Origin of the sequence: Pseudomonas sp. BN515 (assembly GCF_029873155.1) — a bacterium.
GTDB lineage: Bacteria > Pseudomonadota > Gammaproteobacteria > Pseudomonadales > Pseudomonadaceae > Metapseudomonas.
Genome location: NZ_SSOH01000025.1, coordinates 38008 through 59406 on the forward strand (window position 1 = coordinate 38008; position 21399 = coordinate 59406).

General features: G+C 65.2%; 19 protein-coding genes and 1 pseudogene. 9 read left to right on the top strand and 11 right to left on the bottom strand.

Annotated features, from left to right (window positions below; translation table 11 throughout):
- Positions 1 to 5: 5 nt before the first annotated feature.
- The 5 genes from cysW to dibA all read right to left on the bottom strand — a co-directional run bounded on the left by cysW (position 6) and on the right by dibA (position 5249).
- Complete coding sequence (gene cysW / locus E8E91_RS06965; RefSeq protein WP_280375148.1) at positions 6 to 878, bottom strand: sulfate ABC transporter permease subunit CysW; 873 nt, start codon at positions 876 to 878, stop codon at positions 6 to 8.
- A gap of 10 nt (positions 879 to 888) precedes the next feature.
- Positions 889 to 1707, bottom strand: coding sequence for a sulfate ABC transporter permease subunit CysT (cysT, locus tag E8E91_RS06970; RefSeq protein ID WP_280375149.1), 819 nt, complete (start codon positions 1705 to 1707; stop codon positions 889 to 891).
- A 134-nt stretch (positions 1708 to 1841) separates the two neighbouring features.
- The gene (locus tag E8E91_RS06975) at positions 1842 to 2840 is read right to left on the bottom strand and encodes a sulfate ABC transporter substrate-binding protein (protein WP_280375150.1); all 999 of its coding nucleotides are present in this window, start codon (positions 2838 to 2840) and stop codon (positions 1842 to 1844) included.
- 127 nt (positions 2841 to 2967) lie between these two features.
- The gene (oscA, locus tag E8E91_RS06980) at positions 2968 to 3150 is read right to left on the bottom strand and encodes a sulfur starvation response protein OscA (protein ID WP_077524552.1); all 183 of its coding nucleotides are present in this window, start codon (positions 3148 to 3150) and stop codon (positions 2968 to 2970) included.
- A 194-nt stretch (positions 3151 to 3344) separates the two neighbouring features.
- Entirely contained in the window at positions 3345 to 5249 is a 1905-nt protein-coding gene (gene dibA, locus E8E91_RS06985; protein WP_280375151.1) for a phosphodiesterase DibA, read from the bottom strand.
- Between the two features lie 173 nt (positions 5250 to 5422).
- Here dibA and desA point away from each other — a divergent pair, with 173 nt between their 5' ends.
- Complete coding sequence (gene desA, locus E8E91_RS06990; protein ID WP_280375152.1) at positions 5423 to 6607, top strand: delta-9 fatty acid desaturase DesA; 1185 nt, start codon at positions 5423 to 5425, stop codon at positions 6605 to 6607.
- Positions 6608 to 6815: 208 nt separating this feature from the next.
- On the opposite strand, the gene E8E91_RS06995 is transcribed toward desA, so the two are convergent.
- The 3 genes from E8E91_RS06995 to E8E91_RS07005 form a co-directional block, all read right to left on the bottom strand.
- Positions 6816 to 8147: an OprD family porin gene (locus E8E91_RS06995; protein ID WP_280375153.1), complete on the bottom strand. Its 1332-nt coding sequence runs from the start codon at positions 8145 to 8147 to the stop codon at positions 6816 to 6818.
- Positions 8148 to 8357: 210 nt separating this feature from the next.
- Complete coding sequence (locus tag E8E91_RS07000; RefSeq protein WP_280375154.1) at positions 8358 to 8597, bottom strand: hypothetical protein; 240 nt, start codon at positions 8595 to 8597, stop codon at positions 8358 to 8360.
- Between the two features lie 54 nt (positions 8598 to 8651).
- Positions 8652 to 9617, bottom strand: a complete 966-nt coding sequence (locus E8E91_RS07005) for a LysR family transcriptional regulator (protein ID WP_190834831.1) — start codon at positions 9615 to 9617, stop codon at positions 8652 to 8654.
- Positions 9618 to 9767: 150 nt separating this feature from the next.
- On the opposite strand from E8E91_RS07005, the gene E8E91_RS07010 reads away from it, so the two are divergent.
- The 3 genes from E8E91_RS07010 (at position 9768) to E8E91_RS07020 (ending at position 12904) form a co-directional block, all read left to right on the top strand.
- Positions 9768 to 10829, top strand: a complete 1062-nt coding sequence (locus E8E91_RS07010; protein ID WP_280375155.1) for an HlyD family secretion protein — start codon at positions 9768 to 9770, stop codon at positions 10827 to 10829.
- Entirely contained in the window at positions 10829 to 11857 is a 1029-nt protein-coding gene (locus E8E91_RS07015) for a DUF2955 domain-containing protein (protein WP_280364444.1), read from the top strand. Before E8E91_RS07010 ends, E8E91_RS07015 begins: the two co-directional genes overlap by 1 nt.
- Before the next feature lie 75 nt (positions 11858 to 11932).
- The gene (locus tag E8E91_RS07020) at positions 11933 to 12904 is read left to right on the top strand and encodes a sensor domain-containing diguanylate cyclase (protein WP_280375156.1); all 972 of its coding nucleotides are present in this window, start codon (positions 11933 to 11935) and stop codon (positions 12902 to 12904) included.
- 41 nt (positions 12905 to 12945) lie between these two features.
- Here the strand turns inward: E8E91_RS07020 and E8E91_RS07025 are convergent, their stop codons facing one another.
- Both E8E91_RS07025 and E8E91_RS07030 read right to left on the bottom strand, forming a co-directional pair.
- Positions 12946 to 13809 carry an ABC transporter ATP-binding protein gene (locus tag E8E91_RS07025; protein WP_280375157.1) on the bottom strand — a complete coding sequence of 288 codons (864 nt, stop codon included), beginning with the start codon at positions 13807 to 13809 and terminating at the stop codon, positions 12946 to 12948.
- Positions 13806 to 15326, bottom strand: a pseudogene (locus E8E91_RS07030) (ABC transporter permease subunit); the annotation flags it as partial. The pseudogene E8E91_RS07030 and the gene E8E91_RS07025, both read right to left, overlap by 4 nt.
- Before the next feature lie 368 nt (positions 15327 to 15694).
- Between E8E91_RS07030 and E8E91_RS07035 the strand changes: the two are divergent.
- Entirely contained in the window at positions 15695 to 16747 is a 1053-nt protein-coding gene (locus tag E8E91_RS07035) for an aliphatic sulfonate ABC transporter substrate-binding protein (protein ID WP_280375158.1), read from the top strand.
- Positions 16748 to 17007: 260 nt separating this feature from the next.
- Here the strand turns inward: E8E91_RS07035 and E8E91_RS07040 are convergent, their stop codons facing one another.
- On the bottom strand, positions 17008 to 17922 hold the full coding sequence (locus E8E91_RS07040; RefSeq protein ID WP_280375159.1) for a LysR family transcriptional regulator: 915 nt from the start codon (positions 17920 to 17922) through the stop codon (positions 17008 to 17010).
- 162 nt (positions 17923 to 18084) lie between these two features.
- On the opposite strand from E8E91_RS07040, the gene E8E91_RS07045 reads away from it, so the two are divergent.
- From E8E91_RS07045 to E8E91_RS07060, 4 genes are all read left to right on the top strand, one after another.
- Positions 18085 to 18987 (top strand): TauD/TfdA family dioxygenase, encoded by a 903-nt coding sequence (locus E8E91_RS07045; protein WP_280363208.1) that lies wholly within the window; start codon positions 18085 to 18087, stop codon positions 18985 to 18987.
- Positions 18988 to 19423: 436 nt separating this feature from the next.
- Complete coding sequence (locus E8E91_RS07050; protein ID WP_280375160.1) at positions 19424 to 20239, top strand: energy transducer TonB; 816 nt, start codon at positions 19424 to 19426, stop codon at positions 20237 to 20239.
- A gap of 15 nt (positions 20240 to 20254) precedes the next feature.
- Positions 20255 to 20962: a MotA/TolQ/ExbB proton channel family protein gene (locus E8E91_RS07055; protein WP_280375161.1), complete on the top strand. Its 708-nt coding sequence runs from the start codon at positions 20255 to 20257 to the stop codon at positions 20960 to 20962.
- A 1-nt stretch (position 20963) separates the two neighbouring features.
- Positions 20964 to 21365: a biopolymer transporter ExbD gene (locus E8E91_RS07060; RefSeq protein WP_077521618.1), complete on the top strand. Its 402-nt coding sequence runs from the start codon at positions 20964 to 20966 to the stop codon at positions 21363 to 21365.
- The last annotated feature ends 34 nt before the right edge of the window (positions 21366 to 21399 follow it).

Here is a 21399-nt window from a genome sequence, read left to right on the forward strand (position 1 = left end):
GGTGGTTACTCCTCATCAGCATTCGACTTGAGACGGGACAGGCGCGACTCGCTCCACTGCTTGAGCAGAAGGATGCACAGGGCGAGCACCAGCAGCAGGCTGGCGACGCTGAAGGCGGCGACGTGGTTGTACTCGTTGTAGAGGATCTCGACATGCAGCGGCAGGGTGTTGGTGACGCCACGGATGTGGCCGGACACCACCGATACCGCGCCGAACTCGCCCATCGCCCGCGCGGTGCAGAGCACCACGCCGTAGATCAGGCCCCATTTGATGTTCGGCAGGGTCACGTGCCAGAACATCTGCCAGCCGTTGGCGCCCAGCAGGCGTGCGGCTTCTTCCTCCTGGGTGCCCTGTTCCTGCATCAGCGGGATCAGTTCGCGGGCGACGAAGGGGAAGGTCACGAAGATGGTCGCCAGGACGATGCCGGGCACGGCGAAGATGATCTGGATGTCGCGGTCCTGCAGCCATTCACCGAAGTAACCCTGGGCGCCGAACAGCAGCACGTAGATCAGACCGGCGATGACCGGCGACACCGAGAACGGCAGGTCGATCAGGGTGACCAGCAGGCTCTTGCCGCGGAACTCGTACTTGCTCACGCACCAGGCGGCGGCGACGCCGAACACCAGGTTGAGCGGCACCGAGATGAATACGGCGATCAGGGTCAGCTTCAGCGCGGAGAGGGCGTCCGGCTCGAAGATGGCGGTGAAGAAGGTGCCCAGGCCTTCCTTCAGCGCCTCGCTCAAGACCACCAGCAGTGGCAACAGGAGGAAGACAGCGAAGGCCACCCAGGCGGAAACGATCAGGATGCGGCGACCCAGTGCGCTGCCCCGGCGGGCGGCGTTGGCGGAGGACGCGGCGGTCAGGCTTGCGGAACTCATGGCGTTCTCCTCACGGGGTCTCGATGCGGCGTTGCAGCAGGTTGATCAGCAGCAGCAGGACGAAGGCGACAACCAGCATCAGCACGCCAATGGCGGTGGCGCCGGTGTAGTCGTACTGGTCCAGCTTGACCATGATCAGCAGCGGCAGGATTTCGGTCTTCATCGGCATGTTGCCGGCGATGAAGATCACCGAGCCGTACTCACCCACGCCACGGGCGAAAGCCAGGGCGAAACCGGTCAGCCAGGCTGGCAGCAGGGCTGGCACGAGCACGTGGCGGAAGATTTGCAGCGGCTTGGCGCCGAGGCAGGCGGCGGCTTCTTCCACTTCGCGGGGGATGTCGGCCAGTACCGGCTGCACCGTCCGCACCACGAAGGGCAGGGTGACGAAGGTCAGCGCCAGGGTGATGCCGAGCGGGGTGTAGGCGATCTTGAAACCGAGGTCGGTGGCGAACTGGCCCACCAGGCCTGCGGGTGCATAGAGGGCGGTGAGGGCGATACCGGCGACCGCGGTGGGCAGCGCGAAGGGCAGGTCGACCATGGCGTCGATGACCTTGCGGCCGAAGAAGTCGTAACGCACCAGAACCCAGGCCAGCAGCGTGCCGATGATGCCGTTGATCACGGCGGCGGCCAGCGCGGTGCCGAAACTGAGCTTGAGGGCGGCGATCACGCGGGGGGCGCTGATGATGGCCCAGAACTGATCCCAGCTCAGTTGCGTCGTCTTGAGGAACAGGGCACCCAGGGGAATCAGGACCAGCAGGCTGAGATACACCAGGGTGTATCCCAGGGTCAGCCCGAAGCCGGGTATGACCGGGGAGATGCGTCGCGACATGTTCTGTCCTTACTCTGCGTTGGAACGCTTGGTTTCTCTCCCGCTGACAGCAAAGAGGCCCGATCCGGAGATCAGGCCTTTTAGCCCCCTCTCCCTTCAGGGAGAGGGTTGGGGAGAGGGGGCGTTTTCCGCGCTTACTGCGCCTGGTAGATCTGGTCGAAGATGCCGCCGTCGTTGAAGAACTTGGGTTGGGCTTCTTTCCAGCCGTTGAAGTCCTTGTCCACGGTCACGAGGTCCAGTTTCGGGAATTGCTTGGCGAACTCGGCCGCGACTTTCTCGTTACGCGGACGGTAGAAATTCTTCGCCGCGATGCGCTGGCCTTCCTCGCTGTACAGGTACTGCAGGTAGGCTTCGGCGACCTTGCGGGTGCCCTTCTTGTCGACGTTCTTGTCGACCACCGATACCGGCGGCTCGGCCAGGATCGACAGGCTCGGCGCGATGATCTCGAAGTTTTCGCCGCCTTGCTCTTTCAGAGCCAGGAAGGCTTCGTTTTCCCACGCCAGCAGCACGTCGCCGATCTGGTTGTTGACGAAGGTGATGGTCGAGCCACGAGCGCCGGTATCCAGTACCGGTACGTGCTTGTACAGCTCCTTCACGTATTCCTGTGCCTTGGCGTCGCTACCGTACTGCTTCTTGGCCCAGGCCCAGGCAGCCAGGAAGTTCCACCGGGCGCCGCCGGAGGTCTTCGGGTTTGGGGTGATGACTTCAACGCCTTGCTTGGTCAGGTCGCCCCAGTCCTTGATGCCCTTGGGGTTGCCCTTGCGTACCAGGAACACGATGGTCGAGGTGTAAGGGGTGCTGTTCTGCGGCAGGCGTGCCTGCCAGTCTGCCGGGATCAGCTTGCCGAGTTTCTGCAGCTCGTCGATGTCGCCGGCCAGGGCCAGGGTCACCACGTCGGCCTTCAGGCCGTCGATCACGGCACGGGCCTGCTTGCCGGAGCCACCGTGGGATTGCTGGATTTTCACGTCGTCGCCACCTTCAGCCTTCCAGTGTTTGGCAAAGGCAGCGTTGTATTCCTGGTAGAGCTCGCGAGTCGGGTCGTAGGACACGTTGAGCAGTTCGGTGGCGGCGGCAGCCGGGCCGGCGATCGAAGCGCTGGCGAGGGCGGCGAGGGCGAAGCGGCGAATCGACATATCAAGCTCCTGGAACTGAAATTTTTTTAGATGTTGGCTAGGGCTGGTTGTTGTGTGTTCGTCGAAACGCCCTCCGGCCGTCCGGTCGGGCTTCAAGCCGGGTGAGGCTTGAATGGTGTCCTTTGAATCAGTTACCGCGCTGGTTCGGTTGCTGCAGGCGGAATTTTTCCTTGCGTTCGATCTGCACGACCTGGCCGTTGTGCACGGTGATCTCCACCGAGCCGAAACGCAGGCCGTGCAAGGCACTCTGGATTTCACGCAGGATGCTGGCCTCGTCCTGGCCTTCCACGCTACGAAGGGTTGCGCTCATGGTCGTGCTCCTAGAAATGGGGCCCGCGGCGTGGGTCAGGAAGGGTATTCCGCGTGGCGTGGAGCGAATCTTAAGCAAGGGCGGGATATTCTTAAAAATACTATTTAAGAATTTTTATATAACCAGAAATAGATTCGGCTCAGACGAGCAGATCGGCGCGCCTGCGGTGGCGGGGGCTGCTGGTGTCGCCACCCTCAAGCGGTTGGCCAGAGGCGCTCCACTTCGCCCACCGGCAGCGGGCGGCTGAACAGGTAGCCCTGGCCGTAATCGCAACCCAGTTCGCGGAGGAAACCGACCTGGGCGTCGGCCTCGATGCCTTCGGCCAGCACGCAGAGGCCCAGGCTGTGTCCCAGCGCGGTGACCGCGCTGGCGATGGCGATATCGTTCTGGTCCTCAGGCAGGCCTCGGATGAAGCTCTGGTCGATCTTCAGCTTGTGTACCGGCAGGCGCTTGAGGCGCTGGAGCGAGGAATAGCCGGTCCCGAAGTCGTCGATGGCCAGGCGTACGCCCAGATCGCGCAATCGGGTGAGCAGGGCCTCGGCAGTATCCGGGTCTTCCATCACCGCGCTTTCGGTGATTTCCAGCTCCAGGTGTTTCGGGTCCAGGCCGGTGGTGGCCAGCACGCGCGCCACTTCCCCATCCAGTTCGGCGCGGCGGAATAGCCGGCAGGACAGGTTCACCGCCACGAAGGACAGCGCATGGCCCTGTTCCAGCCAGCACTGCATCTGCCGGCAGGCCTGTTCCAGCACCCAGGTATCGATGCTGCCGATCAACCCGCTCTCCTCGGCTATCGGCAGGAACTCGCCGGGCGGCACCAGGCCGCGCACGGGGTGCTCCCAGCGCACCAGCGCCTCGAAACCCACCAGGCGGCCGTCGGCCAGGGACTGGATGGGCTGGTAGTGAACCCGCAGCTGGTCCTGCACCAGCGCCAGGCGCAGGGCGCTGACCAGCTCGATGCGCTGGCGTGCCTGCTCGGTCAGCTCCTGGCTGTAGAAGGCATAGGAGTCGCGGCCCGAGCTCTTGGCCTTGAACAGCGCCGAGTCGGCGTTGCGCATCACCTGCTCGACGTTGGCGTCGTCATCCGGGAACAGGCTGATGCCGAGGCTGGTGCTGATGAACAGATCGTGGCCACCCAGGCGGAAGGGTGTCGACAGATCGGCGCGGATGCGCTCGGCCAGTTCCGCCGCCTGGTTGGCCTGGGGGCAGTTATCCCAAAGCACGCCGAACTCGTCCCCGCCCAGGCGGGCCAGGGTCATGCCGCCTTCCAGCAGGCCCTGCAGGCGCACGCCGACCATCTTCAGCAGCAGGTCGCCCTGGGAGTGGCCAAGGCTTTCGTTGATGTGCTTGAAGTGGTCCAGGTCCAGCAGCAGTACCGCGCCGTGCTGCTTCTCGCGGCGGGTGCGCTCCAGCACCTGCTCGACGCGCTCGGTGAACAGCAGCCGGTTGGGCAGGTTGGTCAGCGGGTCGTGGTGGGCGAGGAAGTCCAGTTCGTGCTGGGAACGTTTGATCGCACTGATGTCGGAGAACACCGCCACGTAATGGGTGAGTTGGCCGTCCTCGTCGTGGATGGCGCGGAGGTTCTGCCACAACGGGTAGATCTCGCCATTCTTGCGTCGGTTCCAGACCTCGCCGCTCCACTCATAGCGGTTTGTCAGCGCATGCCACATGGCCTGGTAGAAGTCTGGCGTGTGGCGCCCGGAACTGAAAATTCGCGGGTTCTTGCCGAGCACCTCGGCTTCCTCGAAGCCGGTGATGCGGGCGAAGGCGCGGTTGACGTGGACGATGTTGCTTTCGGCATCGGTGACCAGCACGCCTTCCTGGGTGCTGTCGAAGACCGCGGCGGCCTGGCGCAGGCTGCTTTCGTGGGCACGGCGGGCGTCCAGGTAGTCCTTCAGGTGGCGCAGCTGCAGGCAGGCCAGGGCGAACAGCAGCACACTGGTGACCAGCACGAAGAGCAGCCCCTTGGCGGTCTGTAGCTCGGCCAGATGCTCCGGGTCGTTCACCAGGGCAAGCAGGATGCGGTCGCTGAACAGCACCCAGAGGCTGGCGAGAATGGAGTAGGGGAGCACCAGTTTCAGGGCGCTGAATTTGGAACGCATGGGCGCGGCCTTCCTGGCTGGGGTCACACATGGGGTGCGCATTATAGAAGCAACCGACGACCGGGGGGCTTCTATCTAAAAGACAGGATGGTTTTCTCCGGGGGCTTTGTGATAATCCGAGCCAGATTCGCGCAATAAAGCCCCGATTCACTTCACCCGAGGCAACACCATCCATGTGGTACAACGGTTTTCTCGACCTGTCGCTGTGGCAGCTGGTGGCGGTCACCCTGGTGATGACCCACATCACCATCGTCAGCGTCACCGTCTATCTGCACCGCTACTCGGCGCACCGTTCGCTGGAGCTCCATCCGGCGCTCAAGCATTTCTTCCGCTTCTGGCTGTGGATGACCACTGCCATGAACACCCGCGAGTGGACCGCCATCCACCGCAAGCACCACGCCAAGTGCGAAACCGTCGACGATCCTCACAGCCCGGTGGTCAAGGGCCTGTGGACCGTCCTGCGCACGGGCGCCGAGCTCTACGCGGAAGAGGCCAAGAACGAAGAGACCCTGCGCATCTACGGCAAGAACTGCCCGGATGACTGGATGGAGCGCAACGTCTACAGCCGCTACCCCATCGGCGGCGTGGTGCTGATGGCGCTGATCGACCTGGCGCTGTTCGGTGCCGCCGGCATCACCATCTGGGCCGTGCAGATGGCCTGGATTCCCGTCTGGGCCGCCGGCGTGATCAATGGCCTGGGCCATGCCATCGGCTACCGCAACTTCGAATGCCGCGACGCTGCCACCAACCTGGTGCCTTGGGGCATCCTCATCGGCGGCGAAGAACTGCACAACAACCATCACACCTATCCGAACTCCGCCAAGCTCTCGGTGAAGAAGTGGGAGTTCGACATGGGTTGGGCCTGGATCAAGCTGTTCAGCTTCCTTGGCCTTGCCAAGGTGCAGCGCGTGGCGCCCATCGCCCATCGCGTCGAAGGCAAGGGCAGCATGGACATGGACACCGCCATGGCCATCCTCAACAACCGTTTCCAGATCATGGCCCAGTACCGCAAGCTGGTGATCGGCCCGCTGGTGAAGCAGGAACTGGCCAAGGCCGACGAGTCCGTCCGTCACCTGTTCCGCCGTGCCAAGCGCCTGCTCTCCCGCGAGACCAGCCTGCTCGACGAAGGCCACCAGGCGCGCATTGCCGCCATGCTGGAGCAGAGCCAGGCCCTCAAGGTGATCTACGAGAAGCGCCTGGCGCTGCAGCAGATCTGGGTCAAGACCAGCGCCAATGGCCACGAGATGCTCGAAGCCATGAAGCAGTGGGTGCACGAGGCCGAGGCCAGCGGCATCCAGTCCCTGCGCGACTTCGCCGAACAGCTGAAGACCTACTCCCTGCGTCCGGCCGCAGCCTGACGCTGGAAGTGCCCATGAAAAAGGCCGGCTCGATGCCGGCCTTTTTTGTTTCTGCCTGCTGCTCCGAACCTGCACCTGACCCCCCAGGTCGGTGCGCATGGCGCACCCTACAGCGGAGCTGGGGGCTTGGGTTCCCGCTCGATGCCAACCGTAGGGTGCACCGCGCGCACCAGGGGATGCTGACTATTGCAGTGCTTCGGAATCTGAATCAGAACACCTCGATCGGGTAGTCCACAATCAGGCGCAGCTCGTCGACGTCGTTGTCCACCGCGCTGTAGCCGTTGCCGCCGCGATGGTTGGCCCAGCGGGCGCGCAGGGCGAGGTCCTTCGCCGGGCCTTGCTGGACCACGTAGCGGATATCCAGGTCGCGCTCCCAGTGCTTGGCGTCCTTGCCGTCGGCGCTGAACCAGTAGCCGTAGCCGGGGCTGTTCGGGTCCACCTTGGTCAGGTCCAGCTCGCCCCGGGAGTAGGCCACCTGGGCGCTCAGGCCGGGCATGCCGAGACCGGCGAAGTCGTAGGCGTACTGCAGCTTCCAGGATTTCTCGTTGGGGCCGTTGAAGTCCGAGTATTGCTGGGAGTTGTCCAGGTAGATGCTGTCGCCCTGGTTGATGTAGTCGAACGGCGTGTTGCCGTTGACCTTCTGGTAGACGGCAGTGACGGTGTGGTGGCCGATGCCCACCGCGAAGTGCGCGCTGTAGGTGTTGTTCTCGATATCGCCGAGCAGGGCGTCGCCGGCGTCCTGGGTGCGGTAGTAGTTGATGCCGGGATTCAGGCTGACCAGCTCGTTCAGTTGCCAGCTGTAGTCGAGGTTCGCGTAGTACTGCTTCCACACATCCTGCAGCTCGGCGGTATAGAGGCTGCTGGAAAGGCCTTCGATGCCGGTCCAGGTGCCGCCCAGCCAACTGATGTGATGGCTTTTGCGGTCGTCCGGGAAGACGCCGTAGGAGGTGTCGATACGGCGGTGGCCGCTCTGGTTGTAGGGCTTGTTGAAGCTCACCTGGCCGCCTTCCAGGCGCAGGTCCCGGACGCTCTGGTTGACCAGGCTCACGCCCCGGAAGGTCTGCGGCAGCATGCGGGTGGCGCCGCCGGCGATCACCGGGTTGCTGATGAACTGGTCGCCGAGCTTCAGCTCGGAGTCGAAGCCACGCAGCTTGAGCGCCGCGCCGCCGCTGGAGAAGGAATCTGGTGCTTCGCCGTACTTGAGCCCCTCCTTGTCCGGCGCGGTGACCGGGAGAATGGACGAGCCGCCGGTACCGCCACCGCCGTCCAGCTTCAGGCCGAGCATGCCGTAGGCATCCACGCCGACGCCGATCGTGCCCGGCGTATAGCCGGAACTGAACAGGCCGATGAAGCCCTGGCCCCATTCCTGGCTGTTCTGCACCTGCGGGTCGCGGCGGTCGCGGTTGAAGTAGTAGTTGCGGGTCTGGATGGTCAGATGGGAACCGTCGACGAAGCCTTCGCCTGCGGCGGTATCGTCGGCCTGTGCGTTGGCGGCCAGCAGCGCGAGGGCGAGCGGGGTCATCAGGTACTTGGCGTTCACGTTCTTGTTGCTCCTTTGGTCTTGGCAGTGCAAGGGGTCGCGGCGCGGCCGCCTCTGGCGGGCGACTAGGCCGGTGAAACGTCAACCTCCTGGTGTTGGCTGCGGACAGCGCAAAAAAAGGCCGCTCATGGTGAGCGGCCTGAACAGGACGTCGATAAAGGAGCTGTCACGCATCAACGTCAGGAGGTGGAGAACAGGGAGGGGCGGGGATCAGCTGTCCTGGTTGGCTTCGGACTGCGTCTGCTGATCGGCGCCTTGCTTGGCGATGGCTTCCTGCTGGGCGGCGTCAGCGCGCTGCTCGGCCAGCGCTGCATTGCGCGCAACAAAGGAGCCGGATTCTTCGGCCAGGGTCAGTTGCGAGAAAAACAGAGGAATTGCGGAGAAAATGGCGGCAAAAATCGCATTACGTTGCATAACTTGGAACCTCTCAGATGGTTTCTTGCGAAACATGGCGCCATCTTAGGGAGGCCCCTGCAGGGGAAAAATAGCGGTTTCAGTGAAGAACTATTTCTCGCGACGCAACAATTTGGAATTGATGGCCCAGTGCTTCGGATCTTCCAGCAGGGTCTCGTCCTGGGTCAGCAATGGGGGCAGCTCGGCCTTGAGGAACTCCACCCAGGTCTTGATCTTGGCGTCGAGGAAGCGCCGCGACGGGTAGATCGCATAGATGTTGCGCTCACGCAGGCGGTGCTCCGGCAGCAGCCGCAGCAGCTTGCCCTCGCGCATGGGCGGGCAGGCGACGAAGGAGGGCAGCAGGCAGATGCCCATGCCGGCCTGGGCGGCCTTGGCCAGGGACTCGGCGACGTTCACCTGGAAGCTCTCGGCGGGCAGCACGTTGAACTCGCCCTGCTCGCCGTTGAACACCCAGCTGTCCTCATAGAGTGGGTCGAGCAGGCGCAGGTAGCGGTGATGCTGGAGGTCCGTCGGGCCGATGGGGACGCCGTGCTTCTTCAGGTAACCGGGCGCGGCGCAGAGCACGCTGAACATCGGCCCCAGCACCTGGGCCACCATCTGCGAGTCGGGCAACTCGCGGGCGAAGGTGATGATGACGTCGTGGCCGTCTTCCAGCAGGTCGGGGGTTCGCTGGGACAGGGTCAGCTCCACCACCACTTCCGGATAGAGCTCGGAGTAGCGCGCCACCAACGGAGTGAGGTGCTGCAGGCCGAGGCCGGTCATGGTGTGCACGCGCAGACGGCCATGGGGCTTGAGATGGGCGCCGCGCGCCTCGGCGGCGGCTTCGTCCACTTCGCCGAGGATCTGCCGGCAGCGCTGCAAGTAGCGTTCGCCCACTTCGGTCAGTGCCAGGCGGCGGGTGGTGCGATGCAGCAGGCGGGCCTGGAGCTGCTGCTCCAGCTCCGACACCAGGCGAGACACCTGGGCGGTGGACAGGTCCATGGCCTGGGCGGCGGCGGTGAAGCTGCCGGTGTCTATCACCCGGACGAAAACCCGCATGCTGTGGAGCGTGTCCATTGTTACCCCTCGTGTAAGGCAGCTTCTCTCAATCGCGAGATTATCCACGATTCCCTGATAAATATACTGGCTCCCCAGAGCGGCGAAGGCCGAGGTCTTGCCGTTCCAGTCTTCCCACCCGCCTTCGCTGCGGGCCCCTTCGAGGTACGCATGACTCCGGATCAAAGATTCGCCCGTCGGGTCCAGGCGGCCATCGTCCTGTTCGTCCTGCTGTTCGCCTACTTCCTGGCGGCGGACCTGTGGATGCCCATCACACCCCAGGCGCAACTGACCCGCCCGGTGCTGCGCATCGCACCACGGGTGGACGGCCAGGTCCTGGATGTCGCCGTTGCCAACAACCAGCACGTCGAGGCCGGCCAACTGCTGTTCCGCCTCGACCCCGAACCCTTCCGCCTCGCCGTAAGCGCCGCCGAGCTGGCGCTGGAGCAGGCCGGGCAGGACAACCGCCAGCTCGACGCCGCCATCGCCGCTGCCCGCGCAGACCAGACCGCCGCCCAGGCCTCGGCCACCGAGCTGCAGCGTGAGGCCTCGCGCCTCAGTCGCCTGGTGCAGAGCCAGCACGTGTCGCGCCAGCTATTCGAGCAGACCGAAGCCCAGCGCGAGGCCGCCCAGGCCAAGCTGGCTGCCGCCGGTGCGCGGATTCGCGAGCTGTCGGCCCAGCGCGGCGCCGCCGGTGACGACAACCTGCGCCTGCGCCAGGCCCGCAACGCCCTGGAGCAGGCCCGCCTGCAACTTCAATACAGCGAAGTGCGCGCCGAACGTGCGGGCACCCTGAGCAACCTCCAGCTGTCCCCCGGCGCCTTCCTGCATGCCGGCAACCCGGTGGCCGCCCTGGTGGCGGACGACGCCGACATCAGCGCCGACTTCCGCGAGAAGGCCCTGCGCTACGTGCGCCTGGACGACGGCGCTTCGGTGGTGTTCGACGCCCTGCCCGGGCACATCTTCCAGGCCAGGGTCAGCGCCATCGACGCCGGCGTGAAAGAAGGCCAGCTCGATGCCAACGGCGACCTCGCCGCACCGGCGATCTCCGACCGCTGGGTGCGCGACGCCCAACGCCAGCGCCTGCACGTCAGCCTCACCGAAGCCTTGCCCCACGCGCTGCCCAGCGGCGCCAAGGCGACGGTCCAGCTCTATCCGCGCGACTCGCACCTGGCCGACCTCTTCGGCCGCCTGCAGATCGCCGTGATCAGCATCCTGCATTACGTGTACTGATGAGCCGCAAGACCGCCCTCACCGAGAACGACCTGCGCCAGTGCCTGCGCCTCGCCGGCGGCGGCACCCTCGGGCTGTTCATTTGCAAGCTGATGGGCTGGGACAACGGCTCCTTCTTCTGCGTCTACCCCATGCTCCTGCTTGGCCTCACGCCCAGCATCAACGCCCATGTCGTCCGCCAGTTCCTCTTGCAGTCGGTGGTGGTCAGCGTCGAGGTGCTGCTGATCTACGGCCTGTTCGGCGACCGGCCACAGCTGATGGCGCCCCTGACCTTCCTGGCGTTCCTCTGGCGTTTCCGCCTGATGGCCCAGGGGCCGCTGTTCATGTTCGGCGCACTGGGCAGCGTGTTTCTCTCCATCCAGCTGCACTTCGCCAGCTACCCGGACACCCACCTCTACGACCTGGTCACCAGCAACCTGGTGGCCGCCGGTCTGACGGTGCTGATTGCCTGGCTGATGTTCTACCTCTTCCCCGACGCCGAGCCGCGCCCGCCCCGGCAGATGCCGGCCAAGGACCTGCCCAGCCAGCGTCACGAGGCCGTACTCGGCGCCACTATCGCCACCCTGTCGTTCATGGTGTTCCAGAGTTTCGACCTGCGTGACTCGCTGTCGGCGCAGGTGGCGTCCATCCTGGTGCTGTTCCCCATGCACTGGAACGGCATCCGCTTCGCCGGGCGCATCCGCGCCATGGGCACCCTGCTGGGCTGCGCCATCGGCCTGGTGCTGCAACTGGTGCTCTACAGCCACTACGACGTGCTGCCGCTGGTGACCCTGATGTACTGGACGGCGGCCTTCTGCTGCGCTCGCATCCATGTGCTGGAAGGCGCCCAGGGTATCGGCTTCGGCGCGTTGACCACCCTGGCCATCGTCTTCGGCCAGTACCTCACGCCGCAGCACGACGTGGTCTATTCCATTGCCTACCGCCTGAGTTCGGTGTGCGTGGCGGTGTTCCTCACCCTGGTGGCGGTGTTCGCCCTGCACCGGTTGCTCAACCGCTTCGCCGCCTTCCGTCATGCCAGCCACGCCTGACCGTCGGTTCTATCGCCGGGAGCACTTTTGCCCGCCTAATCTGTCGAAGGCAGGTCCTTTTAAGGTAGTGGCCGAATGGAAACGTCCCTCGAATCCCCAAGCGAACTGGAAAAACTCACCCTTGCCCTGCTTCACAGCCGTGGCGAGGTGGAACGGCTGCGCGAGCGCGAAGCGATCTACAGCAGCCTGCTGGGCAGCGTGAATGCCGTGCTCTGGGCCTTCGACTGGGAGGCCCAGCGGATCATCTACGTCAGCCCTGCCTACGAGACCATGTTCGGCCGCTCGGCAGCCCTGCTGCTGGCGGACTACAGCGAGTGGCGCAACTGTATCTACCCGGACGACCTGGACTACGCCGCGCAGAGCTTCGCCGAGGTGCTGGAGAAGGGCGCCATCGAGGCGCGCGAGTACCGCATCATCCGCGCCGACGGCCAGCTCCGCTGGATCAGCGACAAGTGCTTCATCAGCCAGCGTGGCGGGCAAGGGCATTCGACCATCGTTGTCGGTATCGCCGAAGACATCACCGAGAAGAAACAGCTGGAAGGCGAGCTGCACCGCCTGGCCACCACCGACGTGCTGACCAAGAGCAGCAACCGCCGGCACTTCTTCGACTGCGCCCAGCGCGAGTTCGAGCACTCCGTGCAGTTCGGCAGCCCGTTGGCGTTCATCCTGCTGGACGTCGATGACTTCAAGAAGATCAACGACACCCACGGCCACCAGATGGGCGACCAGGTGCTGCAGCGCATCGCCCAGTGCGGCGCCAACACCCTGCGCCGGGGCGACCTGTTCGGCCGCATCGGTGGCGAGGAATTCGCCGCGCTGCTGCCCGGATGCCCGCCGGACCTGGCGTTGCAGATCGCCGAACGCCTGCAGCGGGAAGTGCACCGCCTGCTCTTCAACGTCGACGGTACGAGCTTCGGCATCACCGTCAGCCAGGGCCTGGCCAACCTGCGCGACGACGGCAACCTCGACAGCCTTTACGCCCGCGCCGACGCCGCGATGTATCAGGCCAAGCGCGGTGGCAAGGACCAGATCGTCCTCGCCGATTGATCGTGCAGCGAAGCCCAACACGGTGCGGGCGCCGACGCCGATCAGAGCGCAATGAACTCCGGCCGTACCCCCTCCACCCGCTGCAGAACCGGCGGCAGATAGTCGCCATCCCCCGTGAGCTGGTGCAGCAATTGCTCCCGCAGCCTGTGGAAATCCGCCCCCGTGCGCTGCCGTGGATGGGGCAGGTCGATCTCCACCACTGACTTGATCCGTCCGGGCCTCGGCGCCATGACCACCACCCGGTCGGCCAGGTAGATGGCCTCTTCGGCATCGTGGGTGACCAGCAGCGTAGTGATGCCGGAGCGTTCGCGGATGGCCAGCAGCTCGTCCTGCAATTGCTGGCGGGTCAGCGCATCGAGGGCGCCGAAAGGCTCGTCGAGCAACAGGATGCGCGGACTGGCCACCAGACCGCGGGCGATCGCCACGCGCTGCGCCATGCCACCGGAAAGCTGGTGCGGGTAGGCCGACTCGAATCCCTTCAGTCCCACCAGTTGCACGAACTCGTGCACCCGCCGGGCTCGCTCGCCCTGGGTGAGCTTCTCGTTCACCAGCCCCAGGCCGATGTTCTGCGCCACCGTCAGCCAGGGGAACAGCCGGTGCTCCTGGAACACGATGCCGCGTTCGCCGCCAATGCCCGAGACTGGCGCGCCGTCCACGCGGATTTCACCGCTGAATTCCGTGTCCAGTCCCACCAGCAGGCGCAGCAGGGTGGACTTGCCGCAACCGCTGGAGCCGACGATGGCGATGAACTCGCCCTCGTTGATCGCCAGGCTGAAATCCTGGATGGCCTCGAAGGCCTGGCCGTCCACCGAGAAGACCTTGCCCACCCGATCGAAGCTGACCAGGGGCGCAATGGCGTGGGGCTGGTTGGCCGCTTCCCGGACCGAGGGATTGAAAGCATTCATGCGTGTCTCCAGCGCGTCGCGCGCGTTTCGATGCGTTGTCCGAGGGCGCCGAGCAGGGCGCCGACCAGGCCCACCAGCAGCATGGCGGCCATGACCTGATCCATGCGGAACAGCTGCTGCGCGCCGAGCATCAGACTGGCGATGCCGCCATCGGATGGCATGAAGTACTCGGCGCCGATGGTGCCCAGCCAGGCATAGATCAGCGCCAGGCGCAGGCCAGCGAATATCGCCGGGGCCGCGCCGGGCAGCACCAGCAGGAGCAGGCGTTTGCCCAGGTTCAGGCGCAGCGCACGAGCGGCTTCCTCCAGTTGTGGCGACAGGCCGGCGATGCCGCGCTGGGTGGCGATGAACAGCGGGAAGAACGCCGCCAGGCTGACGAACACCACCTTGGCCGCTTCGCCCAGGCCGAACCAGGCGGTGAGCAGCGGCGCCCAGGCGAACAGGGCCACCTGACGCAGCGCCGACAGGCTCGGCCCCAGCAGGCGTTCGGCTCGGGCCGAGAGCCCCAGCAGCAGGCCCAGCAGGAAACCTGCGCCTCCGCCGACGGCCAGACCGGCCAGGGTGCGTTGCAGGCTTAGCTGCATGGCCTGGGGCAGGGAGCCATCGTTGAAGCCGTCCGCCAGGCTGCGCGCCACGTCCAGCGGCGAGGCGAGGATGTTGCGGTCGACCCAGCCGAGGCTGCTGCTGGTTTGCCAGATTGTCAGCAGCGCGAGGGGCAGCAGGGCGCCTTGCAGACGTCGCCAGCCACCGGCGGCATGACGCTGGCGCTGCTCGCCAGTGGCTGGCTGCGGCCAATGCAACAGGTGCCGTTCCACTACGCCAAAGCCGCGGTCCATCAGCGCCCCGACCAGGCCGATGAGCAGGATGCAGAGGAACACCAGATCGAGCATGAACAGCTGGCGGCCCCAGACCATCAGGTAGCCCAGGCCTTCGCTGGAAGCCAGCAGCTCCACCGCCAGCAGCGAGGTCCAGCCGGTGGCCAGGGCCAGACGCAAGCCGGCGAGGAAGGCAGGCAGGGCGGCCGGCAACAGCAGGCGCAGGAACAGCAGGTGCCGGGGCAGGCGCAGCACGGCGGCTGCCTCGCGCAGCTTGGGCTGGGCATCGCGCACGCCTACCAGGGTATGCAGGGTTACCGGGACCACGACCGCCTTGATCAGCACCACCAGCTTGAGCAGCTCGCCGATGCCGAAAAACAGCATGAAGAGCGGAATCCAGGCTAGGGTGGGGATCTGTGCCAGAGCCACGAAGGTCGGGTACACCAGTGCCTCGGCGCGTTTCGAAGCGCCCAGCCAGGTGCCCAGCAACAGGCCGCCGGCGACACCCACCAGCAGGCCCCAGAACAGCCGCTGCAGACTTATCCACAGGTGGCTCCAGAGTTCGCCGGAGCCGAATTCCACGGCGCTCTGCCAGACCAGTGCGGGCGCCGGCAGGATCTGCTCGCTCATCCAGTGGAAGCGGCTCGCGAGGACCCAGAGCAGGGCCAGGCCGAGGGGCAGCAGCCAGGGTAGAAGGGCATCGGCATGACCGCGCAGCCAGCCGGGTGGGGCAAGTGCAGCGGGCGCCCAGGTCAGGGTTCGGCTCATTTCCATCTCCCGAACGGTGGTTCTTGAATTATTCTTTTGTGGAATAAAAACAAGTTAATTAATGACTTATATGGATAAAAACACGCTGATTCAGCGACGGGAAGGCGCCAACCGATGCCTTCTGCTCATATTTTTTATGCCTTTGCTGCATGCCCCATTGCAGGCCGCGCCGCGCTTCGCTTAGGTCGTTCAGTTACTAAAAAATGAATTTTTAATATTTGTTTGGCCTATGAACTCGCGCCTAGCTTCCGCTCCACAGCGCCGGTGATTGCCGGCGGCAGCCAGCCAAGGAGCGCGCCAGCATGAAAACCCTGCTCAACCATGTTCTCGGGGCCTTTGCCTCTCCATTGCTGATCGGTCTGCTCGGAGCCTTTCCGCTGGCCGCCCAGGCCGCCTCGGCCCAACCCGAATCCATCCGCATCGCCGTGCCCGACCTCAGCGCCGGCAGCGGGCACAGTGGTGGCGGCGTGGTTGACGTCCTGCGTGAGCGCAAGCTCTTCGAGCAGGAGTTCGCCAAGGACGGTATCCGCATCGACTGGCGCTTCTTCAAGGGCGCCGGCCCGGTGATCAACGAAGCCCTGGCCAACGGCCAGGTGGACTTCGCCTACCTCGGCGACCTGGCGGCCATCGTCGGCAAGGCCAACGGCCTGGATACCCGGGTGGTCAGCGCCAATACGCGTGGCGTGAAGAGTTACCTCGGCGTGGTACCGGGCTCCGGCATCAAGACCCTGCAGGACCTCAAGGGCAAACGCGTCGCCGTGTTCCGTGGCACCGCCCTCCAGCTGTCCTTCGCCAGCGCCCTGGCCAGCCAGGGCCTCAGCGAGCGTGACCTGAAAGTGATCAACCTCGACTTCAATGCTGCCGGCGCGGCCCTGGCGGCCAAGCAGATCGACGCGACCTGGGGCCTTTCCAACCTGATCGCCCTGCGCGAGCGCGGTCTCGCGGAACTGCCGCTGAGTTCCCGCGACCTCGACGGCGCCGGCAGCACCCAGGCTGTGCTGGTGGCCACCGGTGACTTCATCCGAAATTACCCGGATGTGGTGGGGCGCCTGGTAAAGGCCCAACAGCAGGCAGTGAGCTGGCTGCGTGACGACGCCAACAAGGACGCCTACGTGGAACTGGTATCGCGCCTGGCCAGCTACCCGCCGGCGATTCTCAAGAACGACCTGGCCCAGGAGAATTTCAGCCGGTACTTCGATCCCCGCCTGGATGCCGAATTCATCACCCTGCTTCAGCAGGGTGTGGATCTGGCGGCCAAGGAACGCCTGATCCGCCGGGGATTCCAGGTGAGCGAATGGGTGGATCCGCGTTTCATCGACGCGGCCTTGCAGGGGCCAGGACAGGCCTCGCGTTGACAGGGAGGTCTTGGACAGGAGGTCGCTGACAGGGAGTCATGAGAGCCGCCGCAAGGCGGCTTTTTTTATCCACAGGACATCGCGATTGAAATCGCCCCCACAGGGAGTGCATCAGCCCGGAGACCCGCACGGATAGCCCCCTCTCCCCCTGGGAGAGGGTTGGGGTGAGGGAAATGTAGGTTCTGCACCTGCCAGATCGCCCGCACGGACGCCCCCTCTCCTCTTCAGGGAGAGGGCTGGGGTGAGGGCAACAAAAGCCCCTACGCCGCCACCTCCACCGCATCCATCTCCACCAGCACCTCGATCAGCGCCCGCGCCGCCGGCGACAGGCGATAGCCCGTGCGGGTGACGATGCCGCAGCGCGCGGCCAGGCTGTCCATTCGCTCGGGCAGATTGCGCCAGTGCAGCAGGGCCAGTTCGCCGCGCTCCAGCAGCGGGGCAATGGTTTCCTGCTGGGCAATGCCGATGGCATCGGTCTGGCGCACCACCTGCACCAGGGTGGGCACGTGGTCGCATTCCAGGCTGAGCTGGAAATCCGCCATCCCGCTGTAGCTCGCCAGCAGCTTGCGAATACCCGCTGGCAGGCGCGTGGCCGCCAGCGGGTAGTCGAACATGTCATTGGTGGAGAGGCTCTCCTTGGCCAGCAGTGGGTGTCCCTGGCGGCAGAAGAAACGTCCGTAACGCGGCGTCAGCGGACGGGTCTGGAAGTTGGGGTCAGCTTCGAACTTGCGTACGTCGGCGATGAAGAACTCGATTTCCTCGCGGGCCAGGCGCCGCCCCAGGACCTCCCAGTTGTTCACTTCAAAATGGGTGTGGATGCGCGGGTAGAGGCGCATGAAGCTGGCCAGCGCATCCGGCACCAGCTTGGTGGCCGGTGCCGGTCCCGCGCCGAAATGCAGCTCGCCGGCATCCAGCTTGGTCATCTGGTCGATTTCACGCACCAGGTTGCTTGCCCCCTGCACCAGGCGCAGGGCGTGTTGCAGCACCACCTGGCCCTCGGGCGTCGGGCGCAGGTCCTTGCTGCCTCGGTCCACCAGCTGGCAGCCGAAGTCCTGTTCCAGGCCCTGGATACTGCGGCTGAAGGCCGGTTGGGTGATGCCCATGGCGTCAGCCGCGCGAACAAAACTGCGGTGTTCGATCAGAGCGATGAAGTAGCGGAGCTGGCGCAGATCCATGGTGCTTTTCCGGCATCGAAAATATAGGGCGAAGGCATTTGTCGCGGCATTGGCTGGGGTTTTAAATGCAGGCTCTTATTCCGTCAAATGCGCATTCGATAATTTATTAGACATATATCGAATAAGCATATGGCCCTTCTCCGCTGACACGAGGACCGCACCATGAGCAATGCCGCACTGGCCCAATCTCGGGCCGTAGAACTCGATATCCATCCCGTCGCCGGCCGCATCGGCGCCGAAATTCGGGGCGTCACCCTGTCGCCCACCCTGGACGCCGCCACCCTCGAAGCCATCCAGGCCGCGCTGGTGCAGTACAAGGTGATCTTCTTCCGCGGCCAGACCCAGCTCGACGACCAGGGCCAGGAAGCCTTTGCCAAACTGCTCGGCGAGCCAGTGGCCCATCCCACGGTACCGGTGCGCGAGGGCACCCATTACCTGCTGCAACTGGATGGTGCCGAGGGCCAGCGCGCCAACTCCTGGCACACCGACGTCACCTTCGTCGACGCCTATCCCAAGGCTTCCATCCTGCGCAGCGTGGTGGCGCCGGAGGCCGGTGGCGATACCGTCTGGGCCAACACCGCCACCGCCTACCAGGACCTGCCCGCGCCCCTGCGCGAGCTGGCCGACAAGCTCTGGGCGGTTCACAGCAACGAATACGACTACGCCGCCGTGCGGCCGCACGTTAGCGCCGAGAAGCTGGAGCAGTACCGCAAGGTGTTCACCTCTACCGTCTATGAGACCGAGCATCCGGTGGTGCGGGTGCATCCGGTAAGCGGCGAGCGCACGCTGCTGCTGGGGCACTTCGTCAAACGCATCAAGGGCTTCTCCCAGCCGGATTCGGCGCACCTGTTCACCGTGCTGCAGAGCCACGTCACACGCCTGGAGAACACCGTGCGCTGGCGCTGGCAGGCCGGCGACGTGGCCATCTGGGACAACCGGGCGACCCAGCACTACGCCGTCGACGACTACGACACCCAGCCGCGCATCGTCCGCCGCGTGACCCTGGCCGGTGACGTGCCGGTGAGCATCGACGGCCAGCGCAGCCAGACCCTGCGCAAGAGCTGATTGCTCCAATCAAAAGCCCCCACCGGAGCGATCCGCTGGGGGCTTTTGCGTTTGTAGGGTGCGCCGCGTGTTCCGAAAGCCTTGTCGCTACCGCACTGACAGGTTTGGCTGATTTGTGGCATCCGACACCGCGCAATGTTGGGCCTCGCTGCACTCGGACCAACCTACGGGGCATTCGATGCCTGCCGGGCATATTTTCGATGTTCTTAAGGCATGCATAAGAATTTGTCTTTTAAATTCATGTACTTAAAAACATATATTTCTAAAAGTAATTACAAAATCATTAAAAATTACTTTATGAGATAAGCCTTCCGCCCCAATCATCCCTCCATGGCCGACCGCTCTAGCTCGGCCATCTCGCCGGCCTTGAGCCGGCTGTCAATTCAACAAGCCCGGAGGCACAGGCCGGGCCTTTTTATCCCCAGGAGTCTTGCCCATGGGCAATGTCCTCGAAGCCGACAGCGGCCGTGAATTGCACTGGCAGGAAGTTCGCCGCCCAGGCGAGGTCCGTGACCTCGGCGTGCCGGTGCGCCAGGCGCTGGACCGCACGGTGTTCCGCAGCCCCGGCAACAGCCGCGTGCTCAGTCGCCGCGAAGCCTGGCTGCTGGGCGCCTTCGCCCTGGTCCTGCACGGCGCCGTGCTGCACTGGCTGAGCCAGAAGCCCACGCCGCCGCTGCCGGAAGTGCCGCCGCAGATTCCGCCCATGACCATCGAGTTCACCGCCCCGGCCCCGCCGGTGGTGGAACCGCCAGCGCCGGAGCCGCCGCCGCCCGTGATCGAGCCGCCGCCCCCGGTGGTCGAGGAACTGGCGGTGAAGCCGCCACCGCCCAAGCCGGTACCCAAACCCAAGCCGAAACCACAGCCGCCCAAGCCCGCGCCGAAGCCGGCCCCCAAGCCGGTGGAACCGCCACCCGCAGCGCCCAAGGCCGAAGCCCCGCCCGCGCCGCCGGCACCGCCGGCGCCAGCGCCGGTAACGCCACCCTCGGCCAACGCCGGCTACCTGAAGAACCCGGCGCCCGAGTACCCCGCCTTCGCCCAACGGCGCGGCTGGGAGGGCACCGTGCTGCTGCGCGTGCATGTGCTCGCCACGGGGCTGCCGAGCGAGGTGCAGGTGCAGACTAGCAGCGGCCGCGAACTGCTCGACGAGGCCGCGGTGCGCGCGGTCAAGCGCTGGACCTTCGTGCCGGCCAAGCAGGGCGAGGTCGCCCGCGACGGCTGGGTCAGCGTGCCCATCGATTTCAAATTGAACTGATCAGAGGATGACTCCATGGACCTGTTAACCAACCCCTTCGCCTCCATCGAGCACTTGGTGATCTGGCTGCTCATCGGCTTCTCCGTCGTCACCTGGGGCCTGGCCCTGGTCAAGGGCATCCAGTTCGCCCGCCTGAAACGCCGCGACCGCCAGTTCCAGAAGCGCTTCTGGAGCGCCACCAGCCTGGACAGCGCCGCCGAGCAGCTGCAGCAGCACGCTGGGGCCGCCGCCCACGTGGCCCAGGCCGGCTTCGCCGCGATCCAGGTGCAGGGCGGCCAGCCCGGCGACCTGAGCCAGGCGATCAACCACCAGGACCGCCTGGAGCGTGCCCTGCGCCAGCAGATCCAGCGTGAGCGCCGTTCCCTGGAGTCCGGCCTGGCGGTGCTCGCCTCGATCGGTTCCACCTCGCCCTTCATCGGCCTGTTCGGCACCGTCTGGGGCATCATGGAAGCCTTGAAGGGCATCAGCACGGCCGGCTCGGCCAGCCTGGAAACCGTGGCCGGCCCCATCGGCGCGGCGCTGGTCGCCACCGGCGTGGGCATCGCCGTCGCGGTGCCGGCGGTGCTGGTTTACAACTACTTCCTGCGCAGCCTGAAGCTCACCGCCGCCGACCTCGACGACTTCGCCCACGACTTCTACCTGCTGGCGCAGAAGAGCGCCTTCAAGCTGCTCGTCAACCCGGCCCCGGCACGTGCATCGGGCTCTGTGAAGGAGGCGTCCTGACATGGCCTTCTCCACCCAGGACAACGACGAAGTCCTTTCGGAAATCAACGTCACCCCGCTGGTGGACGTGATGCTGGTGCTGCTGGTGGTGTTCATCGTCACCGCGCCGCTGCTGACCAACGCCATCCCGATCAACCTGCCGAAGACCGAGGCCGTGGCCCCGCCGGAGCAGAAGGACCCGCTGGTGGTGAGCATCGACGGCGCCGGCAAGCTGTTCATCAACAAGGACGAGATCCAGCCCGATCTGCTGCAGACCAGCCTGGAAGCCGCCAAGGCGAAAGACCCGGAACTGCGCGTGCAACTTCAGGCCGACGACCAGGTGGACTACGGCGCCGTGGCCCGCGCCATGGCCTCCATCGAGCGGGCGGGCATCACCAAGCTCGCAGTGATTACCGCGCGCTGACGTAGGTTGGGCTGAGCTACGCGAAGCCCAACGA

Bases quoted from the DNA above. Each gene is read 5' to 3' on its own strand.
- E8E91_RS07025 (WP_280375157.1), bottom strand. From the start codon at position 13,809: ATGAATGCTTTCAATCCCTCGGTCCGGGAAGCGGCCAACCAGCCCCAC.
- E8E91_RS07040 (WP_280375159.1), bottom strand. From the start codon at position 17,922: ATGGATCTGCGCCAGCTCCGCTACTTCATCGCTCTGATCGAACACCGC.
- cysT (WP_280375149.1), bottom strand. From the start codon at position 1,707: ATGTCGCGACGCATCTCCCCGGTCATACCCGGCTTCGGGCTGACCCTG.
- E8E91_RS07005 (WP_190834831.1), bottom strand. From the start codon at position 9,617: ATGGACACGCTCCACAGCATGCGGGTTTTCGTCCGGGTGATAGACACC.
- E8E91_RS07020 (WP_280375156.1), top strand. From the start codon at position 11,933: ATGGAAACGTCCCTCGAATCCCCAAGCGAACTGGAAAAACTCACCCTT.
- E8E91_RS07035 (WP_280375158.1), top strand. From the start codon at position 15,695: ATGAAAACCCTGCTCAACCATGTTCTCGGGGCCTTTGCCTCTCCATTG.
- E8E91_RS07010 (WP_280375155.1), top strand. From the start codon at position 9,768: ATGACTCCGGATCAAAGATTCGCCCGTCGGGTCCAGGCGGCCATCGTC.
- cysW (WP_280375148.1), bottom strand. From the start codon at position 878: ATGAGTTCCGCAAGCCTGACCGCCGCGTCCTCCGCCAACGCCGCCCGC.
- E8E91_RS07000 (WP_280375154.1), bottom strand. From the start codon at position 8,597: ATGTTTCGCAAGAAACCATCTGAGAGGTTCCAAGTTATGCAACGTAAT.
- oscA (WP_077524552.1), bottom strand. From the start codon at position 3,150: ATGAGCGCAACCCTTCGTAGCGTGGAAGGCCAGGACGAGGCCAGCATC.
- desA (WP_280375152.1), top strand. From the start codon at position 5,423: ATGTGGTACAACGGTTTTCTCGACCTGTCGCTGTGGCAGCTGGTGGCG.
- E8E91_RS07055 (WP_280375161.1), top strand. From the start codon at position 20,255: ATGGACCTGTTAACCAACCCCTTCGCCTCCATCGAGCACTTGGTGATC.
- E8E91_RS06975 (WP_280375150.1), bottom strand. From the start codon at position 2,840: ATGTCGATTCGCCGCTTCGCCCTCGCCGCCCTCGCCAGCGCTTCGATC.
- dibA (WP_280375151.1), bottom strand. From the start codon at position 5,249: ATGCGTTCCAAATTCAGCGCCCTGAAACTGGTGCTCCCCTACTCCATT.
- E8E91_RS07060 (WP_077521618.1), top strand. From the start codon at position 20,964: ATGGCCTTCTCCACCCAGGACAACGACGAAGTCCTTTCGGAAATCAAC.
- E8E91_RS07015 (WP_280364444.1), top strand. From the start codon at position 10,829: ATGAGCCGCAAGACCGCCCTCACCGAGAACGACCTGCGCCAGTGCCTG.
- E8E91_RS07050 (WP_280375160.1), top strand. From the start codon at position 19,424: ATGGGCAATGTCCTCGAAGCCGACAGCGGCCGTGAATTGCACTGGCAG.
- E8E91_RS07045 (WP_280363208.1), top strand. From the start codon at position 18,085: ATGAGCAATGCCGCACTGGCCCAATCTCGGGCCGTAGAACTCGATATC.